This window comes from Nocardioides luteus (assembly GCF_014648595.1).
Classification (GTDB): domain Bacteria; phylum Actinomycetota; class Actinomycetes; order Propionibacteriales; family Nocardioidaceae; genus Nocardioides; species Nocardioides luteus.
The window spans coordinates 107081-127224 of sequence record NZ_BMRK01000001.1; the positions used below are offsets into that span (position 1 = coordinate 107081).

Annotated in this window: 17 protein-coding genes; 16 read left to right on the top strand and 1 reads right to left on the bottom strand. The window is 67.2% G+C overall.

The window, feature by feature from the left end; all coding sequences use genetic code 11:
• Positions 1 to 70: 70 nt before the first annotated feature.
• The 7 genes from yajC to IEY81_RS00535 all read left to right on the top strand — a co-directional run bounded on the left by yajC (position 71) and on the right by IEY81_RS00535 (position 6791).
• Positions 71 to 421 (top strand): preprotein translocase subunit YajC, encoded by a 351-nt coding sequence (gene yajC, locus IEY81_RS00505; protein WP_189116488.1) that lies wholly within the window; start codon positions 71 to 73, stop codon positions 419 to 421.
• A gap of 7 nt (positions 422 to 428) precedes the next feature.
• Complete coding sequence (secD, locus tag IEY81_RS00510) at positions 429 to 2141, top strand: protein translocase subunit SecD (protein WP_189116489.1); 1713 nt, start codon at positions 429 to 431, stop codon at positions 2139 to 2141.
• Positions 2141 to 3376, top strand: a complete 1236-nt coding sequence (secF, locus tag IEY81_RS00515) for a protein translocase subunit SecF (RefSeq protein ID WP_189116490.1) — start codon at positions 2141 to 2143, stop codon at positions 3374 to 3376. The genes secD and secF overlap by 1 nt, the downstream gene beginning before the upstream one ends.
• A complete protein-coding gene (locus IEY81_RS00520) occupies positions 3373 to 3939 on the top strand; it encodes an adenine phosphoribosyltransferase (RefSeq protein ID WP_189116491.1) in 567 nt (188 codons plus the stop codon). The genes secF and IEY81_RS00520 overlap by 4 nt, the downstream gene beginning before the upstream one ends.
• A gap of 62 nt (positions 3940 to 4001) precedes the next feature.
• Positions 4002 to 6317, top strand: a complete 2316-nt coding sequence (locus tag IEY81_RS00525) for a RelA/SpoT family protein (RefSeq protein WP_189116492.1) — start codon at positions 4002 to 4004, stop codon at positions 6315 to 6317.
• Between the two features lie 14 nt (positions 6318 to 6331).
• Positions 6332 to 6532 carry a hypothetical protein gene (locus IEY81_RS00530; RefSeq protein ID WP_189116493.1) on the top strand — a complete coding sequence of 67 codons (201 nt, stop codon included), beginning with the start codon at positions 6332 to 6334 and terminating at the stop codon, positions 6530 to 6532.
• A gap of 97 nt (positions 6533 to 6629) precedes the next feature.
• Positions 6630 to 6791: a hypothetical protein gene (locus tag IEY81_RS00535; protein ID WP_189116494.1), complete on the top strand. Its 162-nt coding sequence runs from the start codon at positions 6630 to 6632 to the stop codon at positions 6789 to 6791.
• 220 nt (positions 6792 to 7011) lie between these two features.
• Here the strand turns inward: IEY81_RS00535 and IEY81_RS00540 are convergent, their stop codons facing one another.
• A complete protein-coding gene (locus IEY81_RS00540; protein ID WP_189116495.1) occupies positions 7012 to 8250 on the bottom strand; it encodes a DUF349 domain-containing protein in 1239 nt (412 codons plus the stop codon).
• A gap of 188 nt (positions 8251 to 8438) precedes the next feature.
• Here IEY81_RS00540 and IEY81_RS00545 point away from each other — a divergent pair, with 188 nt between their 5' ends.
• The 9 genes from IEY81_RS00545 (at position 8439) to IEY81_RS00585 (ending at position 20094) form a co-directional block, all read left to right on the top strand.
• Positions 8439 to 9134, top strand: a complete 696-nt coding sequence (locus IEY81_RS00545) for an MBL fold metallo-hydrolase (RefSeq protein WP_189116496.1) — start codon at positions 8439 to 8441, stop codon at positions 9132 to 9134.
• Positions 9131 to 10504 (top strand): histidine--tRNA ligase, encoded by a 1374-nt coding sequence (hisS, locus tag IEY81_RS00550; protein WP_189116497.1) that lies wholly within the window; start codon positions 9131 to 9133, stop codon positions 10502 to 10504. Before IEY81_RS00545 ends, hisS begins: the two co-directional genes overlap by 4 nt.
• On the top strand, positions 10501 to 12285 hold the full coding sequence (gene aspS / locus IEY81_RS00555) for an aspartate--tRNA ligase (protein WP_189116498.1): 1785 nt from the start codon (positions 10501 to 10503) through the stop codon (positions 12283 to 12285). Before hisS ends, aspS begins: the two co-directional genes overlap by 4 nt.
• Positions 12286 to 12528: 243 nt before the next feature.
• Positions 12529 to 13542, top strand: coding sequence for an ABC transporter permease (locus IEY81_RS00560; protein ID WP_189116499.1), 1014 nt, complete (start codon positions 12529 to 12531; stop codon positions 13540 to 13542).
• Positions 13543 to 13631: 89 nt separating this feature from the next.
• Entirely contained in the window at positions 13632 to 15338 is a 1707-nt protein-coding gene (locus IEY81_RS00565) for an ABC transporter substrate-binding protein (RefSeq protein ID WP_189116500.1), read from the top strand.
• 165 nt (positions 15339 to 15503) lie between these two features.
• Entirely contained in the window at positions 15504 to 16520 is a 1017-nt protein-coding gene (locus tag IEY81_RS00570) for an ABC transporter permease (RefSeq protein ID WP_189116501.1), read from the top strand.
• 11 nt (positions 16521 to 16531) lie between these two features.
• A complete protein-coding gene (locus tag IEY81_RS00575; RefSeq protein ID WP_189116502.1) occupies positions 16532 to 17617 on the top strand; it encodes an ABC transporter ATP-binding protein in 1086 nt (361 codons plus the stop codon).
• Positions 17617 to 18804 (top strand): ABC transporter ATP-binding protein, encoded by a 1188-nt coding sequence (locus IEY81_RS00580; protein ID WP_189116503.1) that lies wholly within the window; start codon positions 17617 to 17619, stop codon positions 18802 to 18804. The genes IEY81_RS00575 and IEY81_RS00580 overlap by 1 nt, the downstream gene beginning before the upstream one ends.
• Before the next feature lie 288 nt (positions 18805 to 19092).
• Complete coding sequence (locus tag IEY81_RS00585; protein ID WP_189116504.1) at positions 19093 to 20094, top strand: ABC transporter permease; 1002 nt, start codon at positions 19093 to 19095, stop codon at positions 20092 to 20094.
• The last annotated feature ends 50 nt before the right edge of the window (positions 20095 to 20144 follow it).

The following is a 20144-nucleotide window of genomic DNA, read 5'->3' on the forward strand; positions in this document are numbered from 1 at the left end:
GTGCCTGGTTAGACTTGCACGTCGCCGTGCGCCTGCCGGTGACCACTCAGACTGTCGGAGCCGAACCCCCGTGGAATTCCTTCCTTTCATCGTCATCATCGTCCTGTTCTACTTCCTGTTGATCAGGCCGCAGCAGAAGCGGGCGAAGCAGGCCCGTGAGCTCCAGCTCAACCTCCAGCCGGGCGACCGCGTCATGCTGACCGCTGGGGTCTTCGGCACCGTGACCGAGGTCGAGGAGACCACGACGAACATCAAGGTCGAGGTCGCCGACGGCGTCATCATCCAGGTCGTGCGCCAGGCCGTGGCCCAGAAGGTCACCGAGGCTCCCGCGGAGTCCGACGAGGCCGAGGTCGAGGCCCCCGCCGAGGAGACCTCCGCCGACGCCGAGAACGTCATCGTGGACCTCGACAAGAAGGACTGAGCGACACATGGCACGCAAGACCGCGCGCCCCGGGCGGACGTTGGCTCTGCTCTTCCTGGCGATCGCGATCATGTTCGGCGGCATCGCGTTCGCCGGCACCTGGAAGCCCGAGCTGGGCCTCGACCTCCGTGGCGGCACCGAGATCTCGATGACCGCGAAGAACACCGAGGGCGGTTCGGTCCCGAGGGAGAGCCTCGAAGAGGCCAAGACGATCATCGACCAGCGCGTCAACGGCTCCGGCATCACCGGCGGCCGGGTGACCACCGAGGGCAACGACGTCATCAAGGTCTCCATCCCCGGCACCGGCAAGGTGCAGCAGGAGACCGCCGAGCGCGTCCGTCAGACCGCGAAGCTCCGCTTCCGCCTGGTGGCCTGCAGCCCGCAGCGGCCCTGCGGCTCCGGCGACGCCGGCGCCGGCGGTGGCTCGATGATCGAGGACCCGTCCGGTGGTGCCGCTCCCGGCACCTCGCCGCGTGCTCCCTTCGGCAGCGAGACGGTCAGCGCCTCCGAGGAGTCCGAGAAGGGCTCCGACAAGGACGCCAAGAGCGACCCGAGCCCCTCGGCCTCGGCGTCGGCCGGTGCCGACTCCGAGAAGAAGAAGAGCGAGAACTCGGTCGTCAAGGTCGACGACGCGGTGAAGTTCATGCGCAACGTGCCGCAGGAGTGGGCGACCGCCTACAGCTCCTTCACCTGCCCCACGCCAGGCTCCAAGCCGGCCGAGGACATCGCCGGCAAGCCGCTGCTGACCTGTGACGACGACGGCATGCCCTACCTGCTGACCCCGGCGGTCATCGAGGGCACCGAGATCAAGGAAGCCTCCTACGGCATCCCCCAGCAGCAGGCCAACTACGTCGTGACCCTCGACTTCAAGTCCGACGGCAACAAGGTCTTCGCCGACACCACCGGCGCCATCGCCGGCAGCGGCGAGCAGTTCGCGATCGTCCTGGACGCCAAGGTCATCTCCGCCCCGACCGCCGACTCGCGGATCAGCGGCGGGGCCCAGATCAGCGGCGACTTCACTCAGGAGACCGCGGCCGCGCTGGCCAACAACCTGAAGTACGGCTCGCTGCCGCTCGACTTCCCCGAGGACGGCATCCAGACCCGGGTGATCGGTCCGACCCTGGCCGGCAACCAGCTCACCGCCGGTCTGTGGGCCGGCCTGATCGGCATGATCCTCGTGGTGATCTTCTCGGTGCTCTACTACCGCGCCATGGCCATCGTCGTGATCGGGTCGTTGGCCGTGGCGGGCGCCCTGACGTACGGCATGATCCTGCTGCTCAGCGAGACCGCCGGTGTCACCCTGGACCTCCCGGGCGTCGCCGGTCTGATCGTCGGTATCGGCATCACCGCCGACTCCTTCATCATCCTCTACGAGCGGATGCGTGACGACATGCGCGAGGGCCGCTCGATGCGGGTGGCCGTCGACACCGCCTGGGTCCGCGCCCGGAACACCTGTCTGGCCTCCGACGCCGTCTCGTTCCTGGCCGCGTTCGTGCTCTACGTCTTCGCGACCAACGAGGTCAAGGGCTTCGCCTTCATGCTGGGTCTGACCACCATCATCGACGTGCTGGTGTTCTTCTGGCTCACCCACCCGCTGACCAAGCTGTTGGCCGGTTGGGGCTTCTTCAACAAGGGCCACGTGCTCTCCGGCATGGACAAGCGCGCTATCGGCACCGTCGACGCCCCCACGGGCACCACTCTGGTCGGAGGCAAGGCCTGATGAGCAAGTTCTCGATCTCGCGGCTCGGCAAGGAGCTCTACACCGGCGAGAAGTCGTTCGACTTCGTCGGCCGACGGATGCTCTGGTACGCGATCTCCGCGGTCGTCCTCGTCGCGGTCATCCTCGGTGTCTCGCTCCAGGGCCTCAACCTCGGCATCGACTTCACCGGCGGCACGCGCTACACCGTCACCGTGGCGCAGGCCGACCAGGAGCTCGCCGACGACCTGCGTACGGCCGTCGGGGACACCGCTGTCGAGGCTGCCGACGGCGCCACTGTTCGCACCGCCGGCGGGCAGTCGATCGTCATCGAGACCAAGGCGATCGCCGACAACTCCGAGGCGGACGACGCGATCATGGAGGCGATCACCTCGACCGCCGACGTGGCCGACGACGACGTCAGCCGCACCGGCATCGGCCCCAGCTGGGGTGAGCGGGTCGCCTCCAAGGCGGGGCTGGCGCTGGGCATCTTCCTGATCGGTGTGATCCTGTTCATCTGGGTCTACTTCCGCGAGTGGAAGATGTCGGTCGCAGGTGTGGCCGCGCTGCTCCACGACGTGGTGATCACCGTGGGCGTCTACGCCATCGTCGGGTTCGAGGTGACGCCGGCGACCATCACCGGGTTCCTGACGATCCTCGGTTACTCGCTCTATGACACCGTGGTGGTCTTCGACAAGGTCAAGGAGAACACCCGCAACCTGTCGCGCACCAAGCAGACCTACGCCTCGGCCGCGAACCTCGCGGTCAACCAGACCCTGGTCCGCTCGGTGAACACCTCGATCATCGGTCTGCTCCCGGTCGTCGCGATCCTCTACGTCAGCACCGTCCAGCTCGGCACCTCCTCGCTGAAGGACATCTCGCTGGTCCTCTTCGTCGGTATGGCCGTCGGCACCTACTCCTCGATCTTCATCGCCACGCCGCTGCTGGTGCACCTGAAGTCGCGGGAGAAGGAGGTCGTCGACGCCGAGCGGCGCGCCGCGGCCCGGATGAAGGAAGCCGACAAGTACGCCGCGGTGCCGGTCTTCGACGAGGGCATGGCGGTCGCCGACGGCGAGCCCGACGAGCTCCGCGAAGGCTCCGAGGACCTCCACGAGGCCGGGGTGAGCCGGAGCCCGAGGCCCAACACCGCCCCGACCGGCCGGGGTCGCAACGCCCCCAGCCAGCACCGTGAGGTCAGCGACAGCCGCGCCGCCGGGCGTCCGCAGCCCAAGCGCGAGTCGAGGTCGAAGCGCAAGTGAGTCTCCCCGAGACCGCCACCGGCGGCCGGTCGCTGGAGGAGACCCTCGAGCGACTGGTCGCCGACGTGCCCGACTTCCCCGAGCCGGGTGTCGGCTTCAAGGACATCACCCCGCTGCTGGCCGACCACGCCGGCTTCACCCAAGTGGTCGAGGCGCTGGCCGCTCCGGCCCGCGACACCGAGGGTGCGGTGACGGTCACCAAGGTGCTCGGGATGGAGTCCCGCGGCTTCATCCTCGGTGCGCCGGCTGCCATGCAGCTCGGCGTCGGCTTCGTGCCGGTCCGCAAGGCCGGCAAGCTGCCGCGCGAGACCCACGCGGTCTCCTACTCGCTGGAGTACGGCGAGGCCACCCTGGAGATCCACACCGACGCCATCGCGCCGGGGGAGCGGGTGCTGGTCATCGACGACGTCCTCGCCACCGGCGGCACCGCCGCGGCCACCATCGAGCTCGTCGAGCGCTGCGGTGGAGTCGTCGTGGGCGTCTCGGTGCTGCTCGAGCTCGGTTTCCTCGACCCGCGCAGCAAGCTGCCCGGCACCCCGGTGCACTCCCTGTTGGTCAGTTGACAGGTCCATCATGCAGGTGCCGTCCTAGCCAATGCTCCGGGTGCGGCCGGTAGACTCGGGACATGGCAGAGGATCGCACAGTCGCGCAGCCTCGTGCGCACAACATCGAGGCGCGGGAGAGCAGTGGCCCGGCTCCGTCGGGTCGCAGCGTACGTGCGCGTCTGGCCCGGATCGGCGGGCGCGGCGCCCCGGGCAACCCTGTGCTGGAGCCCCTCTTCCGAGCGGTGCGGTCCAACCATCCCAAGGCCGATCTGGCGCTCCTGGAGCGGGCCTACGTCACCGCCGAGCGACTGCACGGCACGCAGATGCGCAAGAGCGGCGACCCCTACATCACCCACCCGCTCGCGGTGACCACGATCCTCGCCGAGCTCGGCATGACCGAGCCGACCCTGGTGGCGGCGCTGCTCCACGACACCGTCGAGGACACGCCCTACACGCTCAAGGAGCTGACCCGCGACTTCGGTGAGGAGGTCGCCCACCTCGTCGACGGCGTCACCAAGCTCGACAAGGTCACCTACGGCGACTCCGCGCAGGCCGAGACCATCCGCAAGATGGTCGTGGCGATGTCCCGCGACATCCGGGTGCTGGTCATCAAGCTGGCCGACCGGCTGCACAACATGCGTACGCTTCGCTACGTCCCCCAGAAGTCGCAGGAGCGCTCGGCCCGCGAGACCCTCGACATCTACGCGCCGCTGGCCCACCGGCTCGGCATGAACACCATCAAGTTCGAGCTCGAGGACCTCGCCTTCGCGACACTCTACCCGAAGATGTACGACGAGCTGGTCCGCCTGGTCGCCGACCGCAACCCGTCGCGGGAGAAGTTTCTTGCCCAGGTCATCGACCAGGTCGAGCGTGACCTGCACGAGGCCCGGATCAAGGCGACGGTCACCGGCCGTCCGAAGCACTACTACTCGATCTACCAGAAGATGATCGTCGGCGGGAAGGACTTCTCCGACATCAACGACCTGGTCGGCATCAGGATCCTGGTCGAGGACGAGCGCGACTGCTACTCCGTCCTCGGCATCCTGCACTCGCGGTGGAACCCCGTCCTCGGGCGGTTCAAGGACTACATCGCGATGCCGAAGTTCAACATGTACCAGTCGCTGCACACGACGGTCATCGGCCCGCAGGGCAAGCCGGTCGAGCTGCAGATCCGCACCTTCGCGATGCACCGCCGCGCCGAGTTCGGTGTCGCGGCCCACTGGAAATACAAGGAGGACGGCCGCAACGGTGTCGACACCGACCGGCCGATGGACAACGACATGAGCTGGGTCAAGCAGCTCATGGACTGGCAGTCCGAGGTCAACGACCCCGGCGAGTTCCTGGAGTCGCTGCGCTTCGAGATGAAGCGCACCGAGGTCTACGTCTTCACTCCCAAGGGCGACGTGATCGCGCTGCCCGCCGACGCGACACCCGTCGACTTCGCGTACGCCGTCCACACCGAGGTAGGCAACAAGACCATCGGCGCCCGTGTCAACGGGCGCCTGGTGCCGCTGGAGTCGACCCTGGAGAGCGGTGACGTGGTCGAGGTCTTCACCTCGAAGTCGCCCAACGCCGGTCCGTCCAAGGACTGGGCCTCCTTCGTCAAGTCCAACCGCGCCAAGGCCAAGATCCGCCAGTGGCACACCCGCGAGCGTCGCGACGAGGCCATCGAGAAGGGCCAGGACGCGATCGGCCGGCTGATGCGCAAGGAGGGCCTGCCCCTCAAACGGCTGATGTCGCGCGAGTCGCTGATGCAGGTCGCCGACCATTTCGACCTCGCCGACGTCGAGGCGCTCTACGCCGCGGTGGGGGAGAGCCACCTCTCCGCCCAGGCCGTCGTACGTCGCGTCATCGAGGACCGCGGTGGCGACGAGGGCGCCGCCGAGGATCTCGCCGAGGCGATCAACGTCGGCCGCCGGCGCCACGGCAAGGTCTCCGCCGCCAACTCCGACGCAGGCGTGATCGTCAAGGGCTCCCCGGACGTGTGGGTCAAGCTCGCCAAGTGCTGCACCCCGGTGCCGGGCGACGACATCCTCGGCTTCGTGACCAAGGGCGGGGGAGTCTCGGTGCACCGCACCGACTGCACCAACGCCGCCGAGCTCCGCTCCCACCCCGAGCGCCTGCTGGAGGTCGAGTGGGGGTCGACCTCCAACTCGGTCTTCCTGGTCAACATCCAGGTCGAGGCGCTCGACCGCGCCCGGCTCCTCTCCGACATCACGATGGCGCTCTCCGACGCCCACGTGAACATCCTCAGTGCCCAGCTCACCACCACCCGCGACCGTGTCGCGAAGTCTCGGTTCTCCTTCGAGATGGCAGACTCCAAGCATCTGGACACCGTCTTGAAGCAGGTACGCACCGTCCCTGGCGTCTTCGACGCCTACCGCGTCACCCAATAGGAAGTGAGCAGCCGATGGACCCGTTCACCTGGTTTCTGATCGTTCTCGGGATCCTGATCGTAGGTGGGGTCCTGTGGCAGGTGCTGCGCAAGTCAACGCGAGGAGTCGACGCGGCCGTCGCGGACGAGAACCGCACCCAGGCCACGGCCAAGGCCGAGTACAACGGCGCGATGCAGCACCACGGCCCCAACATCGGGCCGACCAACGGCGTCTGAGGAATCCCGAGAGCAGGTGTGACCGGGTAACTGCGCTCCCTCGATCCGGTAAGGTAAAGCAAAGCGCCACTCGGGCGCTCGGGCGAAGGAGCACACCATGTTCACCTGGATCCTCATCATCGGCGGCGTACTCCTCTTCCTGGGGCTCGCCTGGACCACGATCGGCATGGCTCCCAAGGGCATCGACCCCGAGGACGTACGCAACATCAAGCGCGACAACGCAGGCAGGGGCGACTACTACGGCGGCGCCGGTCTGTAACCCATCGCCGAGTCGGCGCAACTGCCCCGAAATACAACGCCGAGTCGGCGTGTCTGCCCCACCAGCGTGGGACAGACGCGCCGACTCGGCTTCTCGGCATCTGAGACGGTCGCGGTGGGTGGACGGGCACTTCGTGGACTTGACGGGTGTTTCAGTGCCCGCCAAGTCCAGGGATACCCGGCCGACCGGGTATCCCTGGACCCCATTCGCCTGACCCAGGTCAGGAGAAGTCAGCCGAGGCGCGCTTGGCCATCTCGAGGAACTGGCGGCGCGACTCGAGGTTCTCCTCGAGGCTCTTGATCTTGCGGTCGTCGCCGGCGGAGCGGGCCTTGTCGAGGTCGGACTCGACCTGGGCGATGGCCTCCTCGAGCTTGGCGATCATGTCGTCGGCACGGGCGGACTTCTCCGGGTCGGACTTGCGCCACTGGGCGTCCTCGGCAGACTTGATGGCCTGCTCGACCTTGCGCATCGCGCCTTCGAGTTCCTTGATCCGGTCGCGGGGGACCTTGCCAGCCTCGTCCCAGCGGTCGGCGATGGCGCGGAAGGAACGCTTGACGGCGTCGAGGTCCTCGCCCTTCTCCAGCAGCGGGAGGAGTTGCTGGGCCTCGGCGAGCAGGCCCTCCTTGACGACAGCGTTCTGGGCGAACTCTGCGTCGAGCGCGGCGTTGGCCTCGTCACGGGCGCCGAAGAAGACGTCCTGGGCAGCGCGGAACTGCTTCCAGAGCTTGTCGTCGACGTCCTTGGGAGCCGGCCCGGCGGCCTTCCACTCGCGCATCAGGTCGCGGTAGCGGCCCGCGGTGGGGCCCCAGTCGGTCGAGGAGGAGAGCTGCTCGGCCTCGACGATGATCCGCTCCTTGATCACCTTGGCGTCCTCGCGCCGGGCGTTGAGCTCGGCGAAGTGGGCCTTGCGGCGACGCGTGTAGGCGGTGCGCGCGGTGGAGAAGCGGCGCCACAGCGCATCGTCGGAGGAGCGGTCGATGCGGGGGAGCGCCTTCCACTGGTCGAGCAGCTCGCGCAGACGGTTGGCGCCGTTGCGCCAGTCGTTGCTCTGCGCCAGCTTCTCGGCCTCGGCGACAAGTGCCTCCTTGGCGACCTTCGCCTCGGCCGCCTTGGCGGCCCGCTCGGCCTTGCGCGCCTCGCGCTGGGTGGCGATGACCGGGGCGAGTGCCTCCAGTCGCGCCACCAGCGAGGCCAGATCACCGACGGCGTTGGCGTCGGTCACCTTCTCGATGACGGTCTTGACCGCCGCGGTCGCCTCGTCCGGCGACGTCTTCCCCGCATGCACGCGCCGCTCGAGCTGCTCGACCTCGAAGGCGAGCTGGTCGAACCGGTTCGTGAAGAAGGCAAGCGCCTCCTCCGGCGTGCCTTCCGGGTACTGCCCTACGGAACGCTCGCCGTCCGCGGTCTTCACGTAGACCGTTCCGTCTTCCTCGACCCGACCCCACTGCTCGCTGGTCACAATGTCCCTACTCTTCGCTTGAGGCGCTAACCTCTTATGAAATCTCCCCCGCCGGACACCGTGCTCGTCACAGTCCCGGTCGGCTCAACTTGCAGGTCCCCGTGGCGTCCCGGCACACCTCGGGGTCCCCATCGTAGTCAGACGCCACGATGCGGCGCTGCACTGTACCGCTGGATAGGGTGTTTCTCGTGTTGATCGCAGGCTTTCCCGCCGGTCCGTGGGGCACCAACTGCTACGTCGCAGCCACTGGTCCGGGCACCGAGTGCGTCGTGATCGATCCCGGCAAGGACGCCGCGAAGGGCGTCGAGGAGGTCGTGCGCGAGCAGCGGCTCAAGCCGGTCGCCGTGGTCCTCACCCACGGCCACGTCGATCACATGTGGTCGGTGACGCCGGTGAGCAAGACCTACGACGCCACCGCCTGGGTCCACCCGCGCGACCGCCACCTCCTCGCCGACCCGCTCCAGGGCATCTCCCCGGAGTCGGCGCAGATGCTGCTGGGCATGCCCGCGGGGACGTACGACTTCGTGGAGCCCGACGACGTCCGCGAGCTGGGCGACGGCGAGCTCATCGACCTGGCCGGGATGAAGTTCCGGATCGACCACACCCCGGGCCATACCGAGGGGTCGGTCACCTTCCGGACTCCCTACCCCGACCACGCCGAGGTCAGTGACGTGATGTTCTCCGGCGACCTGCTCTTCGCGGGCAGCATCGGGCGTACGGACCTTCCCGGCGGTGACCACGCCACGATGCTGCAGTCCCTGACCGACAAGGTGCTGCCCCTCGCCGACGACATCGTGGTGCTCCCCGGACACGGCGAGCAGACCTCCATCGGTCGCGAGCGTGCGACGAACCCATTTCTCCAGGACCTGATCACCACACCATGAGCAACAAGCCGACACCACTCTCCGGTTTCCCGGAGTTCCTCCCGAGCCAGCGCACCGTCGAGCGCGAGGTCGTCGCGACCTTGAGCCGCACCTTCGAGCTGCACGGCTTCGGCAACATCGAGACCCGCGCCGTCGAGCCGATGGACCAGCTGCTGCGCAAGGGCGACACCAGCAAAGAGGTCTACGTCCTCAAGCGGCTCCAGGAGCAGGACGAGTCCCGTGACAAGGGGATGGGCCTCCACTTCGACCTGACCGTCCCCTTCGCCCGTTACGTGCTGGAGCACGCCGGCAAGCTGGACTTCCCCTTCCGCCGCTACCAGATCCAGAAGGTCTGGCGCGGCGAGCGCCCCCAGGAGGGGCGCTTCCGGGAGTTCACCCAGGCCGACATCGACATCGTCGGCCGCGACACCCTGCCGTTCCACCACGACGTCGAGGTCACCCGGGTCATGCTCGAGGCGCTCGGCAAGCTGACCTTCCTGCCCGGCTTCACGCTCCAGGTCAACAACCGCAAGCTGATCCAGGGCTTCTACGCCGGTCTCGGCGCCCCGGACGTCGAGGAGACCATGCGGCTCATCGACAAGCTCGACAAGATGCCCGCCACCGAGGTCGGCAAGCTGCTGGTCGTCGAGGCAGGTCTGACCGACGAGCAGGCGGCCAAGTGTCTCGAGCTCGCCACGATCACCACCACCGACGACTCCTTCGTGGAGAAGGTCCGTGCCCTCGGCGTGGAGAGCGAGCTGCTCGAGGAGGGCCTGGCCGAGCTGGCCACGCTGATCAACGCCACCGCGCCGCTCAACACCACCAACGTACGCGTCGTGGCCGATCTCTCGATCGCCCGCGGCCTCGACTACTACACCGGCACGGTCTTCGAGACCCGTCTCGACGGCTACGAGAGCCTCGGCAGCATCTGCTCGGGCGGCCGCTACGACTCGCTGGCCAGCGACGGCAAGACCACCTACCCGGGCGTCGGCATCTCGCTCGGCGTCAGCCGTGTCCTGGTGCCGCTGGTGCAGAAGGGTCTGCTCGACGCCGACCGCAAGGTGCCGAGCACGGTGCTGATCGCGGTCGCCGACGAGGACAGCCGCGCCGACGCCGATGCGGCGGCTCAGCAGCTGCGCGCCCACGATGTCGCCTGCGAGGTCTCGCCCAACGCCGCGAAGTTCGGCAAGCAGATCCGCTTCGCGGAGCGCCGCGGCATCCCGTACGTCCTGTTCGCCACCGACGGTGGCTACGAGATCAAGGACATCCGCACCGGCGACCAGGTCCCGGCCGACCCGGCCACCTGGACGCCGTCCGACAAGCACGACCTAACCCCGCACGTGGTCTCGACAGGCTCGACCACAGGGGACGACAACGAGGAGAAGAAGTGATCCGCACCCACGACGCCGGCACCCTGCGTGCCGAGCACGTCGGCCAGACCGTGACCCTCGCCGGCTGGGTAGGCCGCCGACGCGATCACGGCGGGGTCGCGTTCCTCGATCTGCGCGAGGCCAGCGGCGTGGTCCAGGTCGTCGTCCGTGACGAGGAGATCGCCCACGCGCTCCGCAACGAGTACTGCATCAAGGTCACCGGCGAGGTCGTCGCGCGCACCGAGGACAACCGCAACCCCAACCTCGCCACCGGCGAGATCGAGGTCGTGGCCAAGGAGCTCGAGGTCCTCTCGGCCGCCGCAGCCCTGCCGTTCCCGATCGACGACCACGTCGAGGTCGGCGAGGACGTCCGCTACAAGCACCGCTACCTCGACCTGCGCCGCACCGCTCCCGGCAACGCCATCCGGCTGCGCTCGAAGGCCAACAAGGCCGCCCGCGACGTGCTCGCCGGCCACGACTTCGTCGAGATCGAGACCCCGACGCTGACCCGTTCGACCCCGGAGGGCGCTCGCGACTTCCTGGTCCCGGCGCGCCTGCAGCCGGGTTCGTGGTACGCGCTGCCGCAGTCGCCGCAGCTGTTCAAGCAGCTGCTCATGGTGGCCGGCATGGAGCGCTACTACCAGCTCGCCCGCGCCTACCGCGACGAGGACTTCCGCGCCGACCGGCAGCCGGAGTTCACCCAGCTCGACATCGAGATGAGCTTCGTCGAGCAGGATGACGTCATCGCCCTCGGCGAGGAGATCGTCGCCGCGCTGTGGAAGCTGATCGGCTACGACGTGCCGCTCCCGCTGCCGCGGATGACCTACGCCGACGCGATGGCCAAGTACGGCTCGGACAAGCCCGACCTGCGCTTCGGCATCGAGATCACCGAGTGCACCGACTACTTCTCCGAGACGACGTTCCGCGTCTTCCAGGCGCCCTACGTCGGCGCCGTGGTGATGCCCGGTGGCGCGAGCCAGCCGCGTCGTCAGCTCGACGGCTGGCAGGAGTGGGCCAAGCAGCGCGGCGCCAAGGGCCTGGCGTACGTCCTGGTCCAGGAGGACGGCTCGCTGACCGGCCCGGTCGCCAAGAACCTCTCCGAGAAGGAGGCGGCCGGCCTGGCCGCCCACGTCGGCGCGAACCCCGGCGACTGCATCTTCTTCGCCGCCGGTGCGGCCAAGTCGAGCCGCTCGCTGCTCGGCGCCGCCCGCCTCGAGATCGGCAACCGGCTCGACCTGCGCAAGGACGGCGACTGGAGCTTCCTGTGGGTCGTCGACGCGCCGCTGCTCGAGCCGGCCTCCGAGGCCGTCGAGTCCGGTGACGTCGCAGTCGGCGCGGGGGAGTGGACCGCGGTCCACCACGCCTTCACCAGCCCGCAGGACGTCGAAGGCTTCGACAAGGACCCCGGCAACGCGCTGGCCTGGGCCTACGACATCGTCTGCAACGGCAACGAGATCGGCGGTGGCTCGATCCGTATCCACCGCGAGGACGTCCAGAAGCGGGTCTTCGACCTGATGGGCATCGGCGAAGAGGCGGCCGAGGAGAAGTTCGGCTTCCTGCTCGACGCGTTCAAGTTCGGCGCCCCGCCCCACGGTGGCATCGCGTTCGGGTGGGACCGGGTCGTCGCCCTGCTGGCCGGCACCGACTCGATCCGCGACGTGATCGCGTTCCCGAAGACGGGTGCGGGATACGACCCGCTGACCGCTGCTCCGGCACCGATCACGCCCGAGCAGCGCAAGGAGGCCGGCGTCGACGCCAAGCCCGCTCCCAAGACCCCGGCGGAGGGTGAATCCGCTAACTGAGGTCAACTCAGGTAAAGCCAGCAGAGTCTCCGGGTCCGACACGTCGGTCCCGGAGACTCTTGCGTTGAGCGGGGAATCGCAACAAGGCATCCCGATACGCCGTATCACTGGATGAAATCGGATCGTTACCGCTCCGGGTCACATCGGGGCAAAGGGATCACATAGAGTTCCATCCGTCGACCTCGTGGGTCGGACGCTGCCATGCGACGGCGGCACCCACAAATACGACTAGACAGAGGAACCATGAGCGAATCGGCCACCGTGTTCGAAGGTGAAGAACTCTCGGGTGGATCGACACCTCCCAGCGCGCCGGGAGAGGCGAAGGCGATCGCCGGCAAGTCGCCGATGAAGCTGGCCATGATGCGGCTTCGCAAGGACAAGCCGACGATGGTGTCTTTGACCGTCGTCATCTTGGTCGTCGTGGCCGCCGTGCTGGCGCCGCTGCTGGTCAAGATGGGTGTGCTGGACCCGTTCAGCTACAACCAGAACCTCCTCGATGCCAACACCATCCCCGAGGGCGGCTGGAGCGGCGCGAGCGGCGCCCACCCGCTCGGCGTGGAGCCCGGCACCGGCCGTGACGCGATGTCCCGCTTCTGGTACGGCATCACCTTCTCGCTGATGATCGCGCTCACCGCCGCGATGCTCTCGGTGATCATCGGTGCCGTGGTCGGCATCATCGCCGGCTTCAGCGGTGGCTGGGTCGACGCGATCCTGAGCCGCTTCACCGACCTGACGCTCTCCTTCCCCTCGACCCTGATGCTGCTGGCGCTCTCCTCCCTGGGGCTGAAGCTGGTCCAGCAGGTGACCGGGCTGCCCAACGGCCCGCTGGCCCAGGGGATCTACTGCACCGTGGTGCTGGCGATCTTCGGCTGGACCAGCACCGCCCGTGTGGTCAGGGGCCAGGTGCTCTCGATCAAGCAGCGGGAGTTCGTGGAGGCGGCGGTCGTGCTGGGTGCCTCCAAGCCGCGGATCTACTTCAAGGAGATCCTGCCGAACCTGTGGGCTCCGCTGCTGGTCCTCGTCACGCTGATGATGCCGGCCTACATCTCTGCGGAGGCGGCCCTGAGCTACCTCCAGGTCAGTGTGAAGCCCCCGACGCCGACTCTCGGCAACGTGCTCGCGGACTCGCTGAAGTACGCGCAGGTGGACCCGTTCTACTTCTTCATGCCCGCGATCCTGATCGCGACGATCGTGATCTCGTTCAACCTTCTGGGAGACGGGCTGCGCGACGCCCTCGACCCGAAGGGCGACAGGTGAGCCTCGGGGCTCCTCAACACAGACAGGTGGCCCGCCAGGGACACCCCTCGCCGCCAGAGGTTGGCGGCGACGACACCAAGGAGAAACGAATGCTCAAGAAGCGAGCTAAGTACGTAGCGGTCAGTGCCGCTGGCGTGCTCGGTCTTTCGCTGGGCCTGGCTGCCTGTGGCGGCGGGGACGGCGGTGGGTCGAGCTCGGCCAAGACGCTGACCATCGTCGCCGAGGACCCGGTGGACCACCTGGACCCGCAGCGCATCTACGTCGGTGAGACCATCTCGCACACGACGCGCCTGGTCTACCGCAAGCTGCTCTCGAACCCGTCGTCGACCGACCCCAAGGTCTCGAGCAAGCCGATCCCCGACCTGGCGACCGACGAGGGCACCTCCGCCGACGGCGCGAAGACCTGGTCCTTCACCATCAAGGACGGCGTGAAGTGGGAGGACGGCTCCGACATCACGTGTGAGGACTTCGCCTACGGCGCGTCCCGCAACTTCGCTGCCGACGAGCTCACCGGTGGTCCGGGCTTCTACCTGACCTCCAAGCTCGCCCTCAAGGGTGAGTACCCGGGCCCGTACGCCGCGACCCCGGAGCAGCAGGCCGACTTCGACCAGGCGGTGTCTTGCGACGGCAAGACCATCACCTACAAGTTCAAGTCGCCGTGGCCCGACTTCCCGCTGGCGATCTCGTCGCTGCACATGATGGACCCCTACAAGAAGTCCTTCGACAAGGGTGCCAAGAACGACGACGTGATCTTCTCCAACGGCCCCTACAAGGTCGAGAAGTGGAACGCCCAGAAGGGCGGCACGCTGGTCCGCAACAAGGAGTACGACCCCGCCACCGACGACAAGTCGCTGCGTGAGGCGCTCCCGGACAAGATCGAGTGGAAGTTCGGCGAGAAGGCTTCGACGATCTACGAGAAGCTCTTCTCCGACAGCCCCGACTCGCAGACCACCATCGTCAGCGGCTCGCGCGTCCCGCCGGAGTTCTACCCGCGTCTCACCGAGGCCGGTGTCAAGGACCGCTACGTCCAGGTCCAGTCGCCGTACGTCGACTACCTGGTTCCCAACCAGAACCAGATGAAGGACCCGAAGATCCGCAAGGCGCTCGCGCTTGCGACCAACGTCGAGGCATGGATCGCCGCCGGCGGTGGCGAGAAGGCCTACACCCCGGCCGACTCGATCGTGAACCCGGCTGTTCCGGGCTACGTGCCCAACCCGGCCTACAAGGACCGCAACCTCAAGGGCGACCCGGCCGCGGCGAAGAAGCTCCTGGCCGAGGCCGGTGCCAAGACGCCGTACCCGATCACCTTCTCCTACCCGCAGAGCGACACCGCTGACAAGCAGGCCGCTTCGCTGGTCGAGGGCTGGGAGGCCGCCGGCTTCAAGGTCACCCTGGACCCGCTGGGCGACGTCTACTACTCCAACATCCAGAAGCCGTCCAACAAGGCCGACGTCATCTGGGGCGGTTGGGGTGCTGACTGGGGCTCCGCGATCACCGTGACGGCTGCGCTGTTCGACAGCCGCCAGATCCAGAAGAGCACCAACGGCCAGAACTACGGCAACTACAAGAACCCGAAGGTCGACAAGCTCTTCGACCAGGCTGCCAACTCCGCCACCATCGAGGAGCAGAACAAGTTCCTCCAGGAGGCGGACGCGGTCCTGGGCGAGGACGTCGCCTACATCCCGCTGGAGATCTCGACCTTCAACTGGGTCCACGGCTCCAAGGTGAAGAACTTCGTCACCACCGACGCCTCCTCGTCCTACCCGGACCTGGCGAGCATCGACGTCGAGGACTGATCCTTCAGCTCCGCAACACCGTCGGTCCGGCTCTCTGAGCGGGACCGACCCTGGAGGCGGGGCTCGCCAGAGCCCCGCCTCCCTCTATGTACCTGGACACGATTCCCCCCGGACGACACCCCAAGACGGTGCTCCGGCCGATCCCAATGAAGGTGAGACCCACCGATGGTCGCCTACATCATCCGGCGCGTGATCGTCGGCTTGCTCATGCTTGTGGCGATGAGCTTCATCGTCTTCGCACTGTTCATGAAGAACCCGGTCGACCCGGCTCAGTTCTCCTGCGGCAAGAACTGCCCTCCCGAGCGCATCGAGGAGACCCGACACGCTCTGGGCTATGACCAGCCGCTGGTCGTCCAGTGGGGCAACTTCCTCAAGGGCGTCGCCGTCGGGCGTGAATACCCCGCCGACGAGAAGATGCGTGAGGCCAACCCCGAGCTGGTCTCCGAGTGCGCAGCCCCCTGCCTGGGCTTCTCCCAGCAGCTGCAGATGACGGTCAACGAGGAGATCGCCGAGGCTGCACCGATCTCGATCTCGATCGCCATGGTGGCGGTTGTCATCTGGGTGATCTTCGGCGTGCTGTTCGGAGTTCTCGCCGCGGTGTTCAAGGGCACGCTCATCGACCGCGGGGTCGTCGGGGGAACGCTGTTCCTCTACGCGTTCCCGACCTTCTTCGTAGGTGCCCTGCTGATCAACTTCGTCGCGATCAAATGGGGGATCTTCCCAGCGCCAGGATATGTGCCGATCGCCGAGGGTGGTGTCGGACAGTGGCTGCTCCAGCTCATGCTCCCCGGCTTCACGCTGGCAGTGGTCTACATGGCGGGCTACGTACGCATGACGCGTGCGTTCGTCCTGGAGTCCATGAGCGAGGACTACATCCGCACCGCCAAGTCCAAGGGGGTCAAGGGCGGCAAGGTGCTCTTCAAGCACGCGCTGCGCGCGGCGCTCACCCCGCTGGTCACCATGTTCGGCCTCGACTTCGCCGCCGTCCTGGGCGGAGCGATCATCACCGAGAGCGTCTTCAACTACTACGGGCTCGGCAAGCTCGCCGTCACCGCGAACAACAACTACGACCTGCCGACGATCGTCGGTCTGGTGCTGCTGCTCGGTGGCTTGGTAATCGTCGCCAACATCATCGTCGACATCCTGTACGCCATCATCGACCCGCGCGTGCGCGTCGCCTGAGGAGGGATCCCATGACTGACCTTTCCAAGACGCCCGAGGCGACGCCGGCCAAGGGTGGCGCGTTCCTCTCGGTGCGAGACCTGAAGGTCCACTTCACGACGTCGGACGGCATCGTGAAGGCGACCGACGGTCTCTCCTTCGACCTCGAGCGCGGCAAGACCCTCGGCATCGTGGGTGAGTCCGGCTCCGGCAAGTCGGTCTCGAGCTCCGCGATCATGGGCCTGCACCGCGGCACCAACGCCATGCTCAGCGGCGAGATCCTGCTCGACGGTGTCGACCTGCTCAAGGTGAGCAACGAGGACATGCGCAAGCGTCGCGGTCGCGACGTGGCGATGATCTTCCAGGACCCGCTCTCCGCGATGCACCCCTACTACACGGTGGGCAACCAGATCATGGAGGCCTACCAGGTCCACAACGACGTGACCAAGCGGGAGGCGCGCAAGCGCGCCATCGAGATGCTCGACCGTGTTGGCATCCCGCAGCCCGACCGTCGCGTGGACGACTACCCCCACCAGTTCTCCGGCGGCATGCGCCAGCGCGCGATGATCGCGATGGGGCTGATCAACAACCCCAGCCTGCTCATCGCCGACGAGCCGACCACCGCGCTCGACGTGACCGTCCAAGCGCAGATCCTCGACCTGCTGCAGGACCTGCAGCGCGACTTCGACGCGGCGATCATCATCATCACCCACGACCTCGGTGTCGTGGCCGAGATGGCTGATGACGTACTCGTGATGTACGCCGGTCGCGCGGTCGAGTACGGCCCGGGCAAGGAGATCCTCACCAACCCGGAGATGCCCTACACCTGGGGTCTGCTCTCCAGCGTGCCGGACCTGACCGCGTCCACCGAGGCCAAGCTGATCCCGATCCGGGGCAACCCGCCCTCGCTGCTCAACCCGCCGCCGGGATGCCCCTTCGAGCCGCGCTGCGACCACACCGCGAAGGTCGGCGGTGACCTGTGCCGGACGACGCTGCCCGACCTCACCCCGGCCAACAGCGGTGGCAGCCACGTCAAGCGCTGCCACATCAAGAACGCCGATGAGGTCTACGAGGCAGAGATCCTGCCCGAGATCGCCCCTGACCTGGTGGAGGACTGATGAGCGACACCACGATTGCCACCGCGGCCTCGGTCGCGCCGGCGAGCACGGAGACCGTGCTCTCGGTCGAGAACCTGAAGATGCACTTCCCGGTCAAGGGAAGCGGGATCGTCCGACGGACGGTCGGCCACGTCAAGGCCGTCGACGGTGTCTCCTTCGAGGTCGCCAAGGGCACGGCTCTCGGCCTCGTCGGTGAGTCCGGTTGTGGCAAGTCCACGACCGGGCGGATGGTGACCCGGCTCTACAAGCCCACCGAGGGCAAGATCAACTTCGAGGGCACCGACATCGCCAACTACTCGGGCAAGCAGCTGCACCCGATGCGGCGTGAGATCCAGATGATCTTCCAGGACCCGTCGACGTCGCTGAACCCGCGTCACACGGTCGGCTCGATCATCGGTGCGCCGCTGCGGATCCACAAGATGGTCCCGAAGGACAAGGTCCTCGACCGGGTCCAGGAGCTTCTCGAGATCGTCGGTCTCAACCCGGAGCACTACAACCGCTACCCGCACGAGTTCTCCGGCGGTCAGCGTCAGCGCATCGGCATCGCCCGCGCGCTGACCCTGCAGCCGAAGCTGCTCGTCGCCGACGAGCCGGTCTCCGCGCTCGACGTGTCCATCCAGGCCCAGGTGATCAACCTTCTGCAGGACCTGCAGAAGGAGTTCGACATCTCCTTCCTGTTCATCGCCCACGACCTCGCGATCGTCCGCCACTTCTGCCCCGAGATCGCGGTGATGTACCTCGGCAAGATCGTGGAGATCGGTGACCGCGAGTCGATCTACGAGCACGCCCACCACCCCTACACGCAGGCGCTGCTCTCGGCCGTGCCCGACGTGAAGCAGGCCGCGATCGGTGGACGTCGTGAGCGGATTCGGCTGGAGGGTGACGTACCTTCGCCGATCAACCCGCCCTCGGGCTGCCACTTCCGCACCCGCTGCGCCATCGCCAAGGACATCTGCTCCGTGGTCGAGCCGCCGCTGCTGCAGATCGGCAAGAAGCACAAGGTCGCCTGCCACTTCCCGGGTGAGATCCACCAGCACCCGGAGAAGCCGGTCACCGCGCCGCTGCTGGGTGTCGACGAGTTCGGTGCGCCGGACCCGGGCGCAAGCCCGGCCGAGGTTCCCGGGGACGGTCCGGGGTACGCGGACACGTGGTACGACCTGGCGAACAACTCGCGGGGTTCTGCCTGAGAGGTCTCGACAAGCTCGACCACCGGGGTGTTCTGTCTGAGGCTCTCGGCGAGTGATTCTCCTGTGTGACAGCGAGATTGTGAAAGACGGTCCGCAGCCAACGGCTGCGGGCCGTCTTTGTTACGTCTGTGTCACACGTCACTGTCGGTATCGAACCGTTATCTGTACTGGTGCCCGAATCGCCACGACTTGGCATAACTTGAGGCAGCGCGCTGGTTCGGGACTGCGCCACAGTGGTCGAGTCTTGGGGCGCAGCCGTGCCTCGACACCGAACGGAGATCCGAACGTATGACTGTGTCCGAAGTGTTGATCCAGGGCCCTGACCCTGAGGTCAATCCGGAACCGAGCGAGTCCGGCGAGATCGCCGGCCGTTCGCCGATGCGGATCGCGATGGACCGGCTGCTCTCCGACAAGGTCGCGATGATCTGCGCCGGCATCGTGCTGCTCTTCGTGCTGATCGCGATCTTCGCGCCGCTGCTGTGCAAGCTCTTCGGTGTCGAGGTACGCGCCGGCGACCCGGTCACCGACACCGACTCCTTCAACTACCCGGTCATCGGTCCGCCCAACTACGGGTTCACCTGGGAGGCGCCGCTCGGGCTCGAGCCCAACTCCGGCAACGATCTGCTCGCCGAGTGGTTCTACGGTGCCCGCACCTCCCTCCTGGTGGCCTCGATCGCGACGATCGTCTCGACCGTGGTCGGCGTCGTGCTCGGCCTGATCGCCGGATACAGCCGTGGCTGGGGTGACCGGGTGGTCACGTTCGTGACCGACCTGTTCCTGACGCTGCCGTTCCTGCTGGTCGCGATCGCGGTCTCGCCGATGCTCGTGGAGCGCTGGCGGGACAACCCCTCGATGCTCGACGACGCCTCCCTGATCGCGCTGATCGTGATCCTCTCCGTCTTCGGCTGGATGGGTCTGGCGAGGCTGATCCGCGGTGAGGTGATCTCGCTGCGCGAGCGCGAGTTCATCGAGGCCGCCCACGTGCTCGGGATGCCGACCCACCGCATCCTGTTCAAGGAGCTGCTGCCCAACCTGGTGGCACCGATCGTCGTCTCGTTCTCGCTGAGCCTGCCGGCCACGATCGCCGCCGAGGCCACGCTGGCCTATCTCGGCGTCGGCGTCACCGGGCGTCCCTCCTGGGGCCAGACGATCCTGCGGGCGCAGAACTGGTTCGACGAGTACCCCTTGTTCCTCTACGCGCCGATCATCGGGATCGTGGTCCTGGTCTTCGCGCTCAACCTGCTCGGAGACGCCATTCGTGACGCCTTCGACCCCAAGTCTTTCCGGTGAGCAGGTCGTCGGAGAGAGGCATCAACCATGGAAGGTGGAGACCTACGATG